This is a genomic window from Nocardiopsis terrae (assembly GCF_014651695.1).
GTDB lineage: Bacteria > Actinomycetota > Actinomycetes > Streptosporangiales > Streptosporangiaceae > Nocardiopsis > Nocardiopsis terrae.
This window is the reverse complement of record NZ_BMXJ01000004.1, coordinates 671,601-686,815: the sequence shown is the minus strand read 5'-3', so window position 1 is coordinate 686,815 and position 15,215 is coordinate 671,601. Positions and strand designations below refer to the sequence as shown.

Below are 15,215 nucleotides of genomic sequence, written 5' to 3'. Positions count from 1 at the left end.
TGTGGAAGCCTTGTGAGGGGTGGAGCTGACCGGTACTAATAGGCCGAGGGCTTGTCCGCTGCAGATAATTGGATGTTCGCGCACACTGTATTCACACGAAGCTTGGCTGTCGTGACTCCCCGTTGGGGTTGAGTTGTGGTGGTTGTTGGTTTCCGTGGTGGTTGTAGCAGGAGGGTCACACTCGGTCTCATTCCGAACCCGGTCGTTAAGTCTCCTCGCGCTGATGGTACTGCCCTGTGGTGGGGTGGGAGAGTAGGTCGCTGCCACGGTTTTTCTTGAAGAGAAGGAGGGGAGGGGTCGCTGTTGTGGCGGCCTCTCCCCTTCTTCTTTTTTGTGTCCTGGCTTGTGAACATGTGAATCCTTGGGGGCGGGTGCACTTCCCGGGGTGCACTTCCCGGAGGGGTGTTCTCCCGGGGTGCGCTTCCCGGACTTGTTGCGGTGATCTTGCTACCAGAAGCGATGTCGGCGCTGAGGTTGCTTCTGGTAGCAAGATCACCGTGGCGGGGTGGGGTGGGGGTGCAGGGACCCGCCCGGGTGCGGTTTCAAACAGCGGGTGGTGGGGGCCTGAACCCCCTGGGGCACGGGGGCCTGACGAGCGCGGCAACCCCCTGGGGTGGGGAAGCCTGGGAAATGCGGCACCCCAGGGGACGCTGTGCTGTGGACAAGCACACCGTGGTGGGTTGCGGCTTTGGTGATGTGTGGACACACCATGTCGTAAGCTGGAGGATACGAGTACTTCTACGCGCTGCTACTGCTCAGGTGGCAGCGCTTTTGAGTGTTGACGGACGGGTTGGATGACTGAGGACAGCCGATCGGGAGACCGCGAGGGCTCCGGAGCAAACGACCACAGCGGTAACCGCTCCGGTGAGCCTGGCGGTCGCGGGCGCGGTGACGAGTCCCGTCCCCGGTCTGGCTACAGGGGCTCCCGGGACGACAGGGGCAGCGGTGACCGACGCGAGCACCGTGGGAGCGACGACCGTCGTGGCGGGTTCCGCCGCGACGACCGTGGCGGATTCCGTGGTGACCGCAACCGTGGCGAAGGCCGGCCGGGCAGCGACCGCCGAGACGGTGGCCGTGACTTCCGTGGTGACGACCGCCGCAGCGGTCCCGGGGGGAACCGCAGGGACGATCGTGGTGGGTTCCGTGGCCGTGACGACCGCCAGGGCGGTGATCGTGGTGGGTTCCGTGGCCGTGACGACCGCCAGGGCGGTGATCGTGGTGGGTTCCGTGGCCGCGATGACCGCCAGGGCGGTGACCGTGGTGGGTTCCGTGGCCGTGACGACCGCGGGGGCCAGCGGGGTCGAGACGGCCAACGCGGTGGTTACCGCGGCGGGCAGCGCGACGACCGCGGCGGTAACCGGGACCGTGGTGGATACCGCGACCGTGACGACCGGCGTCCCCCGCGTGAGGACCGCGACCCGGCCGACATCGCTCCGCCGCTGCCCGACGAGGCCACCTACGGCCAGTTGGACAAGGAGACCAAGCGCGACCTGCATTCGCTGCCCAAGTCCCTGGCTGAGCTGATCGGCAAGCACATCGTGGCCGCGGGGCTGTTCGTGGACGAGGATCCGGAGCGGGCCTACAAGCACGCCGCCTACGCCCGTCGCAAGGCCTCCCGTCTGCCCAGCGTCCGTGAGGCCTCCGGCATCGCCGCCTACACGGTGGGCAAGTGGCAGGAGGCCCTGGCCGACCTGCGGGCGGCCCGCCGTATGAGTGGCCGGGACACCTTCCTGCCGGTCATGGCCGACTGCGAGCGCGGTCTCGGCCGCCCCGAGAGGGCCCTGGAGATCACCAACGACCCGGCGGGCAAGGAGCTGGACGCCGAGGAACGCATCGAGCTGCGGATCGTCGCGGCCGGCGCCCGTCGTGACATGGGCGATGTCAAGGCGGCCCTGGCCGAGCTCCAGGTACCGGAGTTGAAGGAGCGCCGGGCCCGGCCGTACGTGGCACGACTGTTCTACGCCTACGCCGACGTCCTGGCCGAACTCGGCCGGACCGAGGACGCCCGGGAGTACTTCGCGCGCGCCTCCTCGGTGGACCGCGAAGGTGTGACCGACGCCGATGAGCGCCTCGCCGCGATCGAGGGCGTCGAGCTGGTCGACATCGACGTCGAGGACGGCATTGTCTGGACCGACGTCGAGGCGGAGGCGGACGAGGCCGCGGCCGAGGCTGCTGAGGACCGTAGCCGTCGGGAGGGTCGGGACTGACCCCCTCGGAACACGCGCCGTCGAGTGGCCCAGAGCCGCTCGGCGGCGCTGCCGTGTACCTGGGGGAGCTGCCCGAGGAGTACGACTCGGTGGTCTGCCTGACCTATGAGGGGGGACGCCTTCTGATGGTGCGCCACCGAAGGCGGGCCTGGGAGTTCCCGGGAGGGCACCGGGAGCCCGGCGAGGACCTGTACGCCACCGCGCGGCGCGAGGCGTACGAGGAGGCCGGAGCCACCCTCGGTGAGGTCAGGGCCATGGGCTACTACGTGTTGTCCGGCGGGCACACCACCGTGGTCACGCACGCTGAGGTGACCCGGCTGGAGCCCCTGAGCGGGGAGTTCGAGACCGTTGAGGTGCGGACTTTCGATTGTCTGCCTTCCGACCGGGAACTGTCCTGGGCGGACGGCCTGTACGCCCACCTGATCCGCGCCCTCGGGCTGCCCGGGGCATGACCCTCAGGACCTCAGCTGCCTGACGTAGGTGCTCTCGGCCCCGACCAGGCTGTATCCGATCCGGTTGTTGATGGCGAGCATCGGCTCGTTGGTCTCGTGGTTGCCGGTGTAGGCGTGGGTGAAGCCCCGTTCCCTGGCACGGTGCAGCGCCATGGACTTCACGTAACCGCCAAGACCGCACCCGCGGTGCTCGCGTAGGGTGCCGGTCATCGCCGACTCCATGCGGGTCTCCCCGTCGGACATGTAGCAGGAGATCGCCACGGGGACACCGTCGAGCAGGAGGGCGAGGCTGATCTCCAGGTCGGCCATCGGATTGCCCCACACCGCCTCGAGCCAGTCCCCGTAGGACATGAACTCCTCCGAATGCTCACCCGGCTCGTCCTGGTCGGCGGCCCTGTCGATCTCGTAGAGCGGTCGGGGGTCCTCGGCGAACTCCGACCACCGGCGCAGTTCGACCCCCTCGGGTTCCTTCGGGGGATCGGGGAGCCTGTTGAGGTCCATGCCGAGGATGTGGTGGCTCTCGACCAGCTCGTAACCCCGGCCCAGGGCCGCCGCGCGGAACAGTTCGCCGTCGGCCTGGACGCCCTGTTGCGCGGCGGCGGCGTGCAGGACGGTCGCCCCCTTCTCGACCAGGCTGGTCTCGGAGGCGGCCAGGAGCCGGGCGGCGAGGTCCCCGCTCCGGTGCCGTTCCGCCATGGCCCCCAGGTAGGACCGGCCGTTCCCGGTGGCGTCATCGCCCGTGTGCAGCCGGGCCCGGACGTGCCCGACCACGGTGTCGCCTTCCACCGCCACGAGATGGGTGTCGTCGATGGTGGGGATCGGGTGGTCGAACCGCCACAGCATGAGCTCCTCGGTGAGGACCATGCCGGGGAAGGCGTTCCTGACGAGGGCGTAGGCCTGGGGGACGTCGTTCCTGTGCAGGGGACGAATCTGGGGAGTCATGCCCGGAGGCTACGGGGGTGATCCCGGCGACGCACGTGGTTTTCCGCTGCCGTCAGGTCCGCTCCTCGGCTTTCTTCCCGGCATCGGCCTGCTCCTGGGCGAGTCTGTCCAGCCAGTGCACGATCCCGCCCACGTTGGCCTCCGGGCCGCTGAGCGTGTCCAGGACGGCCGCGGCCTCGGGGGAGGCGTCCGGGGGGAGCGGCTTGTACCGGGAGATCACCTTGTCGCGCACCATCGCGATGGCGTGGTCCAGGTCCCCTCCGGTGTCCCGGGAGTCGCGCACGGTCTCCACCCACAGGCGGAGCTCGCTCTCGGCGCGGTCGATGGTCTCGGCGACGAGGTCGTGTGCGCCGAAGTGGGAGAACATCAGTCGCTGGGCGCCGATGTCGCCGAACAGGCGCAGGGTGCGCAGGCAGGCGTCCATGTCGAAGTCCGGTGGCGGGGTGGCCGGGCGCAGGTCCCCGGTGAGCGGGTTGTACACGCCCAGGGCGTCACCGACGTACAGGTCGCCGGTCCCGGTGTCCACCAGGCCCATGTGGTGTTTGGCGTGCCCGGGGGCGTAGTGGGACACCAGTTTGCGGCCGGCGCCGAGGTCGATCTCGCCGGTCCCGGCCACCGAGCGGATGCGGGCCGCCTCGGTGGGGTGCATGTGCCCGAACAGGGTCTCCAACCGGTCGCCCCACACCATCTTCGCGCTGGCCATCAGGCGGCTGGGGTCGGCCAGGTGGCGGGCTCCGCGCTCGTGCACGACGATCTCCGCGTTGGGGAACAGCGCCGCCATGTCCCCGGTGCCGCCCGCGTGGTCCAGGTGGATGTGGGTGACCACGATGGTGGCCAGGTCCTCGGGCGCCAGTCCGAGCCGGACGACGGCGTCACGCAGGACCGGGGCCGAACCGGCGGTGCCCACCTCGACGATGCAGGGCCGCTCGGTGCGGATCAGGTAGGCGGACACGACCCCGGGGTACCCGGCGAGCATCGTGTCGATGGCATAGATCTCGTCGCCCAGCGGGGTGATCCCCTCGGGCAGACCGCTGACGTCCACATCGTCGTGCACGGCAGACACCCCTCTTCCTCGCGTGGTGCGGTCCGGTCAGGACCGAACCCGACTCTAGGACAAGGATGTCATGGCAGCGTGTGGTGGGGGTCACCTAATCGTCGGGGTCCCCTACCAGCCCAAGCCGGCCAGGGCCTCCGCCACGGAGGCGCTCCGGGGGTCGACCGAGCCGTCGGACCAGAGCGCGGTGCACAGGGCGCGCAGACCGTCCAACCGGTCACCGGTGCCGGACAGAAGCACAGTGCCCGCGGTGACGGTGGCGGTCCAGCCGCCGCACGCGGTCCGCGCCGTGTCCCCGTCGGTGCGGCGCACCGGGCCGGGGTGGGTCTCGTTCATCCCGGACAGGTCCCACGACAGGTAGCGGGGGCGCCGGTGGGCGGGGGCGGCCAGTACGTCCCCCGGAGTGGCGACCCCGGACAGGACCAGCAGGCCCGCGGCGCCGTGCGTGGTGGCCCCCTCGATGTCGGTGTCCAGGCGGTCGCCCACGATGAGCGGGTCGGAGGCGCCGGTGCGCAGCATCCCCTCCTCGTGCAGCGGGCGCATCGGCTTGCCCGCGATCACCGGTTCCACCCCGGTGGCGTACGCGATGACGCGCACGAAGGAACCGTTGCCGGGGGTGTTCCCCCACTCGGTGGGCGCGGTCGCGTCGGAGTTGCTGGCGACGAAGAACGCGCCGGCCGCGACCGCCAGTGTGCCCTGGTCGAGGAGGTCGCGGGACATCGTCCGCGAGTAGCCCTGGACCACGGCCACCACCGACTCCCCGGCCACGGTGACGGGCCGCAGCCCCATCCTGCGGACGGCCTGGCGCAGCCCGGTGTCACCGACCACCAGCACGTCCGACCCCTGCGGGTACCGCGCGGCGACCAGGCGGGCGGCGGCCTCCGCGGAGGTGACGACGTCCTCGGGGGCGGCGGGTACGCCCAGGTGGGTGAGGTGTTCGGCGATCCGGGCGGGGGTGCGTCCGGCGTTGTTGGTCACGAAGGCGACCCGGGCTCCGGCGGCGCGGGCCTTGGCCACCGCCTCGGGGGCGGCCGGGACGGCCCCGGCGCCGATGTAGACCACGCCGTCCAGGTCGAGGAGCGTCGCGTCGTGGAGCTCGTTGAGCGGGCGGTCGGCGGCCTGCAGGGACATGGCGGAAGGTCCGATTCCGTGTGGCGGGAGAGGGTCCTCCCCAGATTAGGCCGCCGGGCCGTCCGGGTGCTGCGGGTGCGGGGTGTGGGCTCCGTCCCAGGGCCGGGGTGGACGGTTCCGGGCCAGCCAGGAGGTGGCGAAGGCGACGGCCTCGGCCAGGGGGAACAGGCGGGCGGTCGCCGACCCCACCGGGCCGGTGGTCACCGCGCCGGTGACCTCGAAGGCCGTGCCCAGGGCGGGGAAGTCGGACTCGTCGAGGGCGACGCCGGTGTAGGTGACCCACTCCCGGGCGCCGTCGGGGGTGCGGACCGCGCAGGAGGAGGGTTCGGTGGGCGGGTCGGGGACCCGGTACTCGGCGAGGTGGAAGGCGGTGCAGGAGTCGTACCCGGCGCCCAGCAGCAGGACGCGGGCGCCCTCCTCCTCCAGCCGGGCCAGCGGGGAGCCCTCGCCCAGGGCGGATTCGAGGGGGTGGGGGTGCATGAGGCGGGCCGCGTGCGGGCCGAGCGCGGCGAAGGAGGTCTGCGGGTGGGTGCTGCGCACGGCGCCCGGCCAGGTGCGGATCCGCTCGGGTACGCGGCCCATGCGGACGCTGGGGGTGGTGGCGGGGTCGAAGGCGGGCGTCTGGGCGCGGACGGTCTCCCACCACGACTCCGGGACGGGCGGGTCGGCCCAGCCGGAGGGGTCGCTGTTGTCGCCGGTCTGGGTGGGCACCACCAGGGTCCCGGCGGGGCCGACGGCGTCCAGGAGGGCGTGGACCACCGTCTGGTCGGCGCCGCACACCCAGCCGAGTGAACGCAGGGAGGTGTGCACCAGGAGGGTGTCGCCGGGGGCGACGCCGAGCCCGGTCAGGTCTTCGGCCAGGTCGGGGCGGGTCCGGGGGCGGTGCGTGTTCGGGAACGCGGCGGGCACGGGGCCTCCTCACAGGGGATCGGGCCCGTCAGTATGGCGGTCGGGGCGGGGACGGTCATCCGGTTTTCGGTTCCCGGCCCGGAATCGCCGGGGAAAACGCCACCGGTCCTTCCGAGACGGCCCGTGAGGTGCTTGCATGGCGGTATGGGTGCCCACGAGTTCCTGACACTGGCCCTGGTGCTCGCTGTCGTGGCGGCGCTCGGCCTGGTGGGCAACCTGCTCCGCCAGCCCCTGATCGTCGTCTTCATCGCGGTCGGGATCATCGTCGGGCCGGTCGGGCTCGGTTGGATCCACCCCTCGGGGACACTGGAGCTGTTGGCCCAGGTGGGCATCGCCCTGCTGTTGTTCCTGGTGGGTCTGCGGCTGGACCTGCACCTGATCCGGGCCACCGGCCCGGTGGCGCTGGCCACCGGCCTGGGGCAGATCGTGTTCACCTCGGCGGTGGGTTACGGGCTGGCCCGCCTGCTCGGTATGGATCCGCTGCCCGCCCTGTACGTCGCGGTGGCGTTGACCTTCTCGTCGACGATCATCATCGTCAAGCTCCTGTCCGACAAGCGTGAACTCGACAAGCTCCACGGGCGCATCGCTATCGGTTTCCTCATCGTCCAGGACATCGTCGTGGTCCTGGTGATGATCGCGCTGACCGCTTTCGGCCGGGCCTCGGGGGACTCGGTTCCCGCCGAGATCCTGCAGGTGCTGTGGGCCGGCGGCGGTCTGCTGCTGGGGTTGGCCCTGCTCTCCCGTTACGTCCTGCCCCGCCTGGTCCCCCTGGTGGCGCGTTCCCAGGAACTCCTGGTGCTGTTCGGGGTCGCCTACGCGGTGTCCGTGGCCGCGCTCAGCGAGTCGTTGGGTTTCAGCGCCGAGGTCGGCGCGTTCCTCGCCGGGGTGTCGTTGGCCTCGACTGACTACAGGGACGCGCTCGGGGCCCGTCTGGTGAGCCTGCGCGACTTCATGCTGCTGTTCTTCTTCCTGGAGTTGGGCGCCAACCTGAACTTCGCGGACGCGGGGCGCCAGATCACCGAGGCCGCGGTCCTTTCGGTGTTCGTGCTCGTGGGCAACCCGCTCATCGTGCTGGTGATCATGGTGCTGATGCGCTACCCGGCCCGGGTCGGTTTCCTGGCGGGGCTCACCGTCGCCCAGATCAGTGAGTTCTCACTGATCTTCGCGGCCCTGGGGCTGGGACTGGGGCACATCGACGCCGGAACCGTCAGCCTGATCACGGTGGTCGGGCTGATCACCATCGGCGGCTCCACCTACATGATCCTCTACTCGCACCAGGTCTACCGGTGGTTGGGCCGCTGGCTGGACCCCCTGGACCGGCTCTTCCCCGACCGGCGCCACCGTGCCGAGCAGTCCGCCAGGGAGGTCGACGTGATCGTGTACGGGCTGGGGCGGTTCGGCAGGGAGGTCGTCACCCGGGTCGCCGCGGCCGGTTACCGCGTCCTCGCGGTGGACTTCGATCCGCAGAAGGTGTCCGCGGCCACCGAGCAGGACAACGTCACCACGGCCTTCGGGAGCGCCGAGGACCGGGACTTCCTGGAGACGCTCCCCCTGGGCCGCGCCCGGATGGTGCTCAGCGCGATCCCCTCCTCGCGGGCCGACCTGGTGCTCATCCACGGTCTGCGCCAGCACGGGTACGAGGGGTCGATCGTGTTGACCGCGCTCGACCCCGACCTGGCCGAGCAGCTCCGTGAGGCCGGCGCCGACCACGTGGTGGAGCCCTACCGTGCGGGGGCCGAGAGCCTGGTCGGGGAGCTGCGCGAACGCATGGGGCCGCCGGGCCCGCCCGGGCCCGCGTGAGGGTGGTTCACCGAAGGGTCCGCATGACCAGGCCGGTGCGCGGTTTGGGGCCGAAGGAGGTGGACTTGCGCGGGGTGAGCTCTCCGCGGTCGGCGACCGCGTAGACCTGGTCCACGTGCAGCGGCGGCACGATGACGGCGGTGCCCTTCTCGCTGCGGGCGGCGGCCGCGGCCTCCGCGGGGTCCTCGTGCACCATCCGCACCCGCTCCTCGGGGTAGTCCCACAGCGGCATGAGCACCTCGTGCAGTGCCGCCGTGGCCAGGTGGCGCCAGTCGGGGGAGCGGTCGGGCATCGCCCGTTCCAGGGCTCCCTCGTCGAACCCGCTCACGAGGTGGGCGTCACCCCCGGCGGAGACCAGCAGCAGGGCCGGGGCGTCCGCCCCGGCCAGGGCGGCGGGGTCGGCGTCCGGGACCGGTTCCACCGCGGCCACCTCCCGGGCCGCCCTCAGCGCCCGGTCGGTGTCCAGCCCGGGCAGGACGCGGTGGATAGCTCCGAGCCGGGGCGGGTGGGTGTCGCTGTCCACGAGCAGGGCCAGGCCGTGGCTCCAGCCCGGATCGGTGTTCTCCCGGCGCAGGCGCAGGTAGGCGGCGTAGCGGTGGTGCCCGTCGGCGATCAGCGCGGATCGTGCGGCCAGGTCGGCGGAGACCTCCCGCTGCAGCTCGGGGTCGGTGATCGCCCACAGGCTGTGCCGGGCGCCGTCGCGGGTCCGGGCGCTGACCAGGGGGGTGTCCCGGGAGCCGGTCGCCTCGGTGGCGGCGGAGGCCGCCCCGCCCGCGCCGCGGTAGACGAGGAAGATCGGTTCGAGGTTGGCGCGGGCCACCTCCATCAGGCGGAAGCGGTCGCGTACCGGCGGGTCGGCGACGTCCTCGTGCGGGCGTACCGCCGGGACACCCGCCTCGGGGCCCTGTTCCGGAAGCCCCAGGGCGCCCACGAGCCCTCTCTGGACCCGGCCGTCCGCCGCGGTCTGCTCGTACACGTACAGGGCGGGGGCCTCGTCCAGGGCGAGTACGCCCTCGTCGATCCAGTCACGCAGCAGGTCGGCGGCGGCGCGGTAGCGGCGGGAGGCGGTGTCCCCGCCCTGGGGCGCCTGCCGGGAGAGTTCGAAGGGCAGTGTGACCCTCGCCGCGTTGTGCGGGTCGGAGCGCTGGAGTTCGCGCGCCTCCTCCGCGTCGGGGATGTCGTAGGGCGGCGCCAGGAGGCGTGCGAGGTCGAAGCCCCCGTCGATGAAGCGGTCGACGTCGGGGGCCACGTAGCGCAGGCCGCGGAAGGGTGCCAGGTCGAGAGGTTGGCGGGGCATCCCAGCAAGGTACCCGCCGTCCGGCGGTGCCGGTGCGTTCCGCCCCGGGGCGGGTCGGGCGGTGGTCGGGCGGGGTCAGAGCACGCGTCGCATCCGCAGCAGGTCACCGATGCTGGCGTCGACCTTCAGGCGCCGGCTGAACAGTGCCCTGGCCGGGTCCAGCCGGTCCTCGGCCAGTTCCACGAGGTCGTCGCTGGACACCGTCACCCGGACCTGGGGGGTGGCGGGTGCGTCCAGCGGTCGCGGGGTGACGTCGGTGAGGCCGTCTGCGGTCAGCCGCATGTCGAAGGCGGTGTCCAGGTCGGGGACGATCACGCGCACCGTGCGCTCGCGGATGTGTTCGCGGCGTTTGTGCAGGGGTTGGGCGAGGAGGCGCTCGTTCGCCCGGGCGATGCCCTCCAGGCAGGCGTTGATGCTGCTCATGGGCACATGATGCCCTATCCGGCGGTATCTGTCCGATCCTGGGCCAAGGGGGCGGGGGCGGACCAGGGGTGCGGTTCCGTCGGGGCGGGCGGTGTGGCGGGGCGAGCTCCGCCGTTTGCGTGCCGGGGGCGCCCGGTCCCCGGTAGCGTTGGCGTCGAACCCCCTGGAGCACGAGACCCCTCCCGCTCCGCGCCCTCTTCGTCATTTCCTCCTGCGGTCCCATCAAGGAGCACTTCATCATGGTCGTCGACGCGGTACGCACCTATCTGGACGCCGCCAGTGGCCTTACCGAACTCTCGCGTAAGCAAGCCGTCGCGGCTGCCAAGACCCTGCTCAGGGCCGACGGGGCGGTGGCCCCCGCTCCTCTGTCCGCGGGGGGTGAGGCGCCTCCGCGGGTGGGGCAGAGCATCCAGACCCTGGCGGGGGAGCTGATCGAGACCAGCCAGGCCAACCGGGCGGCCGTCGCCGAGCTGGTCCGGGCCGAGGTCGGGCGCGCCCTGGAGCAGATGGACGTGGTTCCGCGCGCCGAGTACGAGCGGATGGCCCGCCGGGTGGCGGAACTGGAGCGCCGGATGGCGGCCCGGCACGCGGTGGAGCGGGTGTTGGCGCCCCGGGGCGGGGCCTCCTCCGTGTTGCCCGCCGGACAGGAGAGCGCTTCCGTGGCGGTCTCCCCGGCCGCCGGGCAGGCGCAGGAGGCGCCCGGGGGCGAACAGCGGGGTGCCGGCGACGCGGAGTCCGGGGAGCGGCCCGAGGCAGAGGGCCCCGACGGGACGGGTTCCGATGGCACCGACGGTGCCGGAGCGGAGGCGGAGGAGTCCGCCCCGGCCGGGAGCGCCGAGGAGAAGGGCGCTGACGGGGCCGCTGCCGCCGAGGCGGACGCGGACACCGGGGGCGGGTCCGAGTCCGGTACCGCCGCCAACCGGACGGCCTCCCGCGGCAAGGGGAGGACCGCCGTCAAACCGCCCAGGTCGCGGTCGACGGCCAAGCGTCCCGCCAAGGGCAAGGGCGCGAAGAAGTAGGGTCCGTCCCGGCGGCCGAGTGAAGGGAGGAGGCTCCATGGACCGGAGCGAACAGGCCGAGGCCCTGGCGGAGCGGACCCTCGACGCCACGAGGGAACGGCTGGCCGGCCTGGATGCGTTGCCCACCGCGGAGCACGTCGCGGTGTTCGACACGCTGCACCAGGAACTCTCCGGTGTTCTGGGCGCACTGGGTCAGAACCCCCAGAGTCCTCGATAGCGGCCGGTACCCTAGGTGACCATGGCAAAACGTAGTCGGCTCGACGCGGAACTGGTCCGCCGCGGTCACGCACGCTCCCGGGGCCACGCGGCCGAGATCATCGAGAGCGGTTTCGTCCGTGTGGCGGGCATGGTGGCCTCCAAGGCCGCGACCCAGATCGGAACCGACCAGCCCATCGTGGTGCGTACCCCCTCCGAGGAACCGACCTACGTGTCCCGGGGCGCCCACAAGCTCGTCGGGGCGCTGGACGCCTTCGGGTTGGCGGTGCGGGGACGTCGGGCGCTGGACGCCGGGGCCTCCACCGGGGGTTTCACCGACGTGCTGCTGCGTCGTGGCGCGGCGCACGTCACGGCGGTCGACGTCGGGTACGGGCAGCTCGCCTGGGCGTTGCGCAGTGACGAGCGCGTGCGGGTGATGGAGCGCGTCAACGTCCGGGAACTGGCCCCGGAGCAGATCGGTGAGCCCCGCCCGGACCTGGTGGTCGGCGACCTGTCGTTCATCTCCCTCAAACTCGTGCTCGGTGCGCTGCGCGACTGCACGGCCCCCGACGCCGACTTCGCGATGATGGTCAAACCCCAGTTCGAGGTCGGTAAGGCGCGTGTCGGCGCGGGTGGTGTGGTCCGTGAACCCGCCCTGCGGGCCGAGGCCGTCTCCGAGGTCGCGGCGCACGCCCTCACCCTGGGGCTGGGTGTGGTGGGGGTGACCGCGAGCCCCCTGCCCGGGCCCTCGGGGAACGTCGAGTACTTCCTGTGGATGCGGGCCGGCGCCCCGCCCCTGGACCCCGCCGCGTTGGAGCGGGCGATCCGGGAGGGGCCGGCCTGAGCGCGTGGCCTCCTGTCGCAGGAGTCCGGTAACGTGACCCGGCCGGGTGCGGTCGAGCACCCGGCCAGCAGCAGGCTTCCCGCGGGGGAGTGAACGTAAGGGGACGGCGATGACCAGCGGACGCAGTGTTCTCCTGCTGGCCCATACCGGTCGGCCCGCGGCGGTGCGCAGCGCGGAGTTGGTCCACGGCCGCCTCAGCCGGGCGGGGCTGACCGTGCGCATGCTCCGGAGCGAGGTCGAGGACCTGGCCGCCGTGGGTTGCACCCTGGCCCCGGTCGAGGCCGTCGAGGCGGCGGAGGCCGCCGAGGGCGTGGAGCTGGTCATGGTGCTCGGCGGTGACGGGACCCTGCTCAGGGCCGCGGAGCTCGCCCGGCCGGCCGGCGCCCCGCTGCTCGGTGTCAACCTGGGGCACGTCGGTTTCCTGGCCGAGGCCGAACGCGAGGACCTGGGCGCCACGGTGCGCAGTGTGGTCGACCGCGACTACGTCGTCGAGGAACGCATGACCCTCGACGTGGCGGTCTTCAACGGAGGACGCGGTGACGGGGCGCCCCCCGTGCGCTCGTGGGCGCTCAACGAGGCGACCCTGGAGAAGGCGGAGTCCCGCCGCATGCTGGAGATGGTTCTGGAGGTGGACGGGCGCCCCCTGTCCAGTTGGGGCTGTGACGGTGTGGTGTGCGCGACTCCCACCGGATCGACCGCGCACGCCTTCTCGGCGGGCGGCCCGGTGGTGTGGCCGGACGTGGAGGCGCTGCTGGTGGTGCCGATCAGCGCGCACGCGCTGTTCGCGCGGCCCCTGGTGGTGGGGCCCGAGGCCACGGTGGCGCTGGAGGTGCTGCCGGACACCACGCCAGGCGTGCTCTGGTGTGACGGACGGCGTATGGTCGAATTGCCCGCGGGGGCACGAATCGAGATCACTCGTGCTGATACGCCGGTCCGGCTGGCCCGGTTGCACCGCGCCCCGTTCACCGACCGCCTGGTGGCCAAGTTCGGTCTGCCGGTCAGCGGTTGGCGGGGGCGGGCCGAAGACAGGCGTTGAACGCCGTCACATGCAGAGGTCGTCAACTATCAGGAGAGGGATCGGTGCTCGAAGAAGTCCGTATCCAAGGCCTCGGTGTCATCGACGACGCCGTGTTGGAGTTGTCACCGGGCCTGACCGTCGTCACCGGTGAGACCGGCGCGGGCAAGACCATGGTCGTCACCGGGCTGGGACTGCTCTTCGGTGGGCGTGCCGATCCCCAGCGGGTTCGTCCCGGGGCCGACCGCGCGGTGGTCGAGGGGCGGTTGACCGTTCCCCGGGGCGGTCGGGTGGCCGACCGGGTCCTGGAGGCCGGCGGCGACATCGACGACGACGTCCTCATCCTCACCCGTGCGGTGTCGGCGGAGGGGCGTTCGCGGGCCACCATGGGCGGCCGTTCGGCCCCGGTGAGCCTGCTGGCCTACCTGGCCGACGACCTGGTGGCGGTGCACGGGCAGTCCGACCAGCAGCGTCTGCTGCGCGCGGACCGTCAGCGCTCCTCCCTGGACCGTTTCGCCGGCGAGGAACTGGCCAGGGAGATGAAGCGGTACAGCTCCGCCTACCGTCGCCACCGGGAGGTCTCCGCCGAGTTGGCGGAGTTGGTCGAGCGGGCGCGTGAGCGCACCCAGGAGGCCGACATGCTGCGGTTCGGGGTGGAGGAGATCGCCGCCGCGGAGCCGCTTCCGGGGGAGGACGCCGAGCTTCTGGCGGAGGAGACCCGGTTGGCGCACGCCGACGGGTTGCGGGTGGCGTCGACCACCGCGCACGAGGCGCTCACCGGTGACCCGGCCGCCGCCGAGGTGCAGGCCGACGTGGTGGGGTTGTTGTCGGCCGCCCGCCAGGCGGTGGGGGCGGTGCGTGAGCACGACGAGGACCTGGCGGCCATCGGGGACCGGCTGGACGAGGCGTCCTACATCCTCACCGACGCGGCCACCGAGCTCGCCTCCTACGCCGAGTCGGTGGACGCCGACCCGGCCCGCCTGGCCGCGGTCCAGGAACGCAGGGCCCTGCTGACCCAGCTTTCGCGCAAGTACGGTGAGACCACCGACGAGGTGTTGGCCTGGGCGGAGAACGCTACCAAGCGGCTGGCCGACCTGGAGGGCGACGACGAGCAGATCGACGCTCTGCGCGCGGAGGCCGAGGAGCTGTACGCGCGGATGGACGAGGCCGCCACCGAGCTGACCCGGATCCGTTCCGCTGCGGCCGAGCGTTTCGGTGCGGCGGTCACGGAGGAGCTGACCGCGCTGGCCATGCCGCACGCGCGGGTGAGTGTGCGCATCACCACGGGTGAGGAGTTCGGGCAGCACGGGCGGGACGAGGTCGAGCTGTTGTTGGCCCCGCACCCGAGCTCTCCGCCGCTGGCTCTGCACAAGGGGGCCTCGGGCGGTGAGCTCTCCCGGGTGATGCTGGCGATCGAGGTGGTCTTCGCCGGGGCCGACCCGGTCCCCACCTTCGTGTTCGACGAGGTGGACGCCGGGGTGGGCGGCAAGGCCGCGGTGGAGATCGGGCGCCGGCTGGCCCGGCTGGCCCGGCGCGCCCAGGTCATCGTGGTCACGCACCTGCCGCAGGTGGCCGCTTTCGCGGACGCGCACCTGGTGGTGGAGAAGTCCACCGAGGGGCTGGTCATCGAGAGCGGTGTCGTCCGCTTGGACCGGGGCGGGCGGGTCCGTGAGCTCTCGCGGATGCTCGCCGGGCTGGAGGACTCCGAGCTGGGCCGGGCCCACGCCGAGGAGCTGCTGGGCAACGCCGATCCGGAGCGCGCCTACCCGGCGGCCTGATCCCTTCCCTGCCGGTGCCCGCGCCGGACCGGCGCGGGCACCGTTGGTGTTTTGCCCCGAAAACGCCGATCGGCCGCCTGTTGTGACACAGGGTTATCTAGTTCTGACAGTATGCCACCGATGAAGGTATCGGATGCGCTCAGAGCCAC

15 protein-coding genes and 1 rRNA gene are annotated in these 15,215 nt (G+C 72.1%); 9 read left to right on the top strand and 7 right to left on the bottom strand.

All coding sequences use genetic code 11. The annotated features are described in order from the left end of the window. Nucleotides 1-153: 153 nt before the first annotated feature. A 5S ribosomal RNA gene (gene rrf, locus IE195_RS14420) occupies nucleotides 154-269 on the top strand. Between the two features lie 486 nt (nucleotides 270-755). On the opposite strand, the gene IE195_RS26015 is transcribed toward rrf, so the two are convergent. After that, the gene (locus IE195_RS26015; protein WP_194687315.1) at nucleotides 756-1,496 is read right to left on the bottom strand and encodes a hypothetical protein; all 741 of its coding nucleotides are present in this window, start codon (nucleotides 1,494-1,496) and stop codon (nucleotides 756-758) included. Here IE195_RS26015 and IE195_RS26010 point away from each other — a divergent pair. Together IE195_RS26010 and IE195_RS14410 are read left to right on the top strand one after the other, a co-directional pair. Continuing rightward, entirely contained in the window at nucleotides 1,467-2,207 is a 741-nt protein-coding gene (locus IE195_RS26010) for a tetratricopeptide repeat protein (RefSeq protein WP_194687314.1), read from the top strand. The genes IE195_RS26015 and IE195_RS26010 overlap by 30 nt on opposite strands. Before the next feature lie 53 nt (nucleotides 2,208-2,260). Next, nucleotides 2,261-2,659 carry an NUDIX hydrolase gene (locus IE195_RS14410; RefSeq protein WP_191271549.1) on the top strand — a complete coding sequence of 133 codons (399 nt, stop codon included), beginning with the start codon at nucleotides 2,261-2,263 and terminating at the stop codon, nucleotides 2,657-2,659. A gap of 3 nt (nucleotides 2,660-2,662) precedes the next feature. Here the strand turns inward: IE195_RS14410 and IE195_RS14405 are convergent, their stop codons facing one another. The 4 genes from IE195_RS14405 to IE195_RS14390 form a co-directional block, all read right to left on the bottom strand. Continuing rightward, the gene (locus tag IE195_RS14405; RefSeq protein WP_191271546.1) at nucleotides 2,663-3,601 is read right to left on the bottom strand and encodes a GNAT family protein; all 939 of its coding nucleotides are present in this window, start codon (nucleotides 3,599-3,601) and stop codon (nucleotides 2,663-2,665) included. Nucleotides 3,602-3,653: 52 nt separating this feature from the next. Further along, nucleotides 3,654-4,655 (bottom strand): MBL fold metallo-hydrolase, encoded by a 1,002-nt coding sequence (locus tag IE195_RS14400; protein ID WP_191271544.1) that lies wholly within the window; start codon nucleotides 4,653-4,655, stop codon nucleotides 3,654-3,656. A 111-nt stretch (nucleotides 4,656-4,766) separates the two neighbouring features. Then, complete coding sequence (locus IE195_RS14395) at nucleotides 4,767-5,786, bottom strand: HAD-IIA family hydrolase (protein WP_191271541.1); 1,020 nt, start codon at nucleotides 5,784-5,786, stop codon at nucleotides 4,767-4,769. A 45-nt stretch (nucleotides 5,787-5,831) separates the two neighbouring features. After that, nucleotides 5,832-6,695 (bottom strand): AAC(3) family N-acetyltransferase, encoded by an 864-nt coding sequence (locus IE195_RS14390; protein WP_191271539.1) that lies wholly within the window; start codon nucleotides 6,693-6,695, stop codon nucleotides 5,832-5,834. 144 nt (nucleotides 6,696-6,839) lie between these two features. Between IE195_RS14390 and IE195_RS14385 the strand changes: the two genes are divergently transcribed. Further along, nucleotides 6,840-8,495, top strand: a complete 1,656-nt coding sequence (locus IE195_RS14385; protein ID WP_191271537.1) for a cation:proton antiporter — start codon at nucleotides 6,840-6,842, stop codon at nucleotides 8,493-8,495. Between the two features lie 7 nt (nucleotides 8,496-8,502). Here the strand turns inward: IE195_RS14385 and IE195_RS14380 are convergent, their stop codons facing one another. Next, complete coding sequence (locus IE195_RS14380; RefSeq protein ID WP_191271535.1) at nucleotides 8,503-9,792, bottom strand: DUF1015 domain-containing protein; 1,290 nt, start codon at nucleotides 9,790-9,792, stop codon at nucleotides 8,503-8,505. A gap of 75 nt (nucleotides 9,793-9,867) precedes the next feature. After that, nucleotides 9,868-10,215 (bottom strand): SCP2 sterol-binding domain-containing protein, encoded by a 348-nt coding sequence (locus IE195_RS14375; protein ID WP_191271533.1) that lies wholly within the window; start codon nucleotides 10,213-10,215, stop codon nucleotides 9,868-9,870. A gap of 239 nt (nucleotides 10,216-10,454) precedes the next feature. On the opposite strand from IE195_RS14375, the gene IE195_RS14370 reads away from it, so the two are divergent. From IE195_RS14370 to recN, 5 genes are all read left to right on the top strand, one after another. Further along, on the top strand, nucleotides 10,455-11,234 hold the full coding sequence (locus IE195_RS14370) for a membrane fusogenic activity family protein (protein WP_191271531.1): 780 nt from the start codon (nucleotides 10,455-10,457) through the stop codon (nucleotides 11,232-11,234). A gap of 37 nt (nucleotides 11,235-11,271) precedes the next feature. Then, nucleotides 11,272-11,451, top strand: a complete 180-nt coding sequence (locus IE195_RS14365) for a hypothetical protein (RefSeq protein WP_191271529.1) — start codon at nucleotides 11,272-11,274, stop codon at nucleotides 11,449-11,451. 21 nt (nucleotides 11,452-11,472) lie between these two features. Next, entirely contained in the window at nucleotides 11,473-12,273 is an 801-nt protein-coding gene (locus IE195_RS14360) for a TlyA family RNA methyltransferase (protein ID WP_191271527.1), read from the top strand. Between the two features lie 109 nt (nucleotides 12,274-12,382). Further along, complete coding sequence (locus tag IE195_RS14355) at nucleotides 12,383-13,309, top strand: NAD kinase (RefSeq protein WP_191271525.1); 927 nt, start codon at nucleotides 12,383-12,385, stop codon at nucleotides 13,307-13,309. A 44-nt stretch (nucleotides 13,310-13,353) separates the two neighbouring features. Further along, nucleotides 13,354-15,066, top strand: a complete 1,713-nt coding sequence (gene recN / locus IE195_RS14350) for a DNA repair protein RecN (RefSeq protein ID WP_191271523.1) — start codon at nucleotides 13,354-13,356, stop codon at nucleotides 15,064-15,066. Nucleotides 15,067-15,215 lie beyond the last annotated feature (149 nt).

Coding starts and splice junctions, on each gene's coding strand:
- IE195_RS26015 (WP_194687315.1), bottom strand. CDS start 1,496: ATGCAGGTCGCGCTTGGTCTCCTTGTCCAACTGGCCGTAGGTGGCCTC.
- IE195_RS14405 (WP_191271546.1), bottom strand. CDS start 3,601: ATGACTCCCCAGATTCGTCCCCTGCACAGGAACGACGTCCCCCAGGCC.
- IE195_RS14395 (WP_191271541.1), bottom strand. CDS start 5,786: ATGTCCCTGCAGGCCGCCGACCGCCCGCTCAACGAGCTCCACGACGCG.
- IE195_RS14385 (WP_191271537.1), top strand. CDS start 6,840: ATGGGTGCCCACGAGTTCCTGACACTGGCCCTGGTGCTCGCTGTCGTG.
- IE195_RS14380 (WP_191271535.1), bottom strand. CDS start 9,792: ATGCCCCGCCAACCTCTCGACCTGGCACCCTTCCGCGGCCTGCGCTAC.
- IE195_RS14375 (WP_191271533.1), bottom strand. CDS start 10,215: ATGAGCAGCATCAACGCCTGCCTGGAGGGCATCGCCCGGGCGAACGAG.
- IE195_RS14370 (WP_191271531.1), top strand. CDS start 10,455: ATGGTCGTCGACGCGGTACGCACCTATCTGGACGCCGCCAGTGGCCTT.
- IE195_RS14365 (WP_191271529.1), top strand. CDS start 11,272: ATGGACCGGAGCGAACAGGCCGAGGCCCTGGCGGAGCGGACCCTCGAC.
- IE195_RS14360 (WP_191271527.1), top strand. CDS start 11,473: ATGGCAAAACGTAGTCGGCTCGACGCGGAACTGGTCCGCCGCGGTCAC.
- IE195_RS14355 (WP_191271525.1), top strand. CDS start 12,383: ATGACCAGCGGACGCAGTGTTCTCCTGCTGGCCCATACCGGTCGGCCC.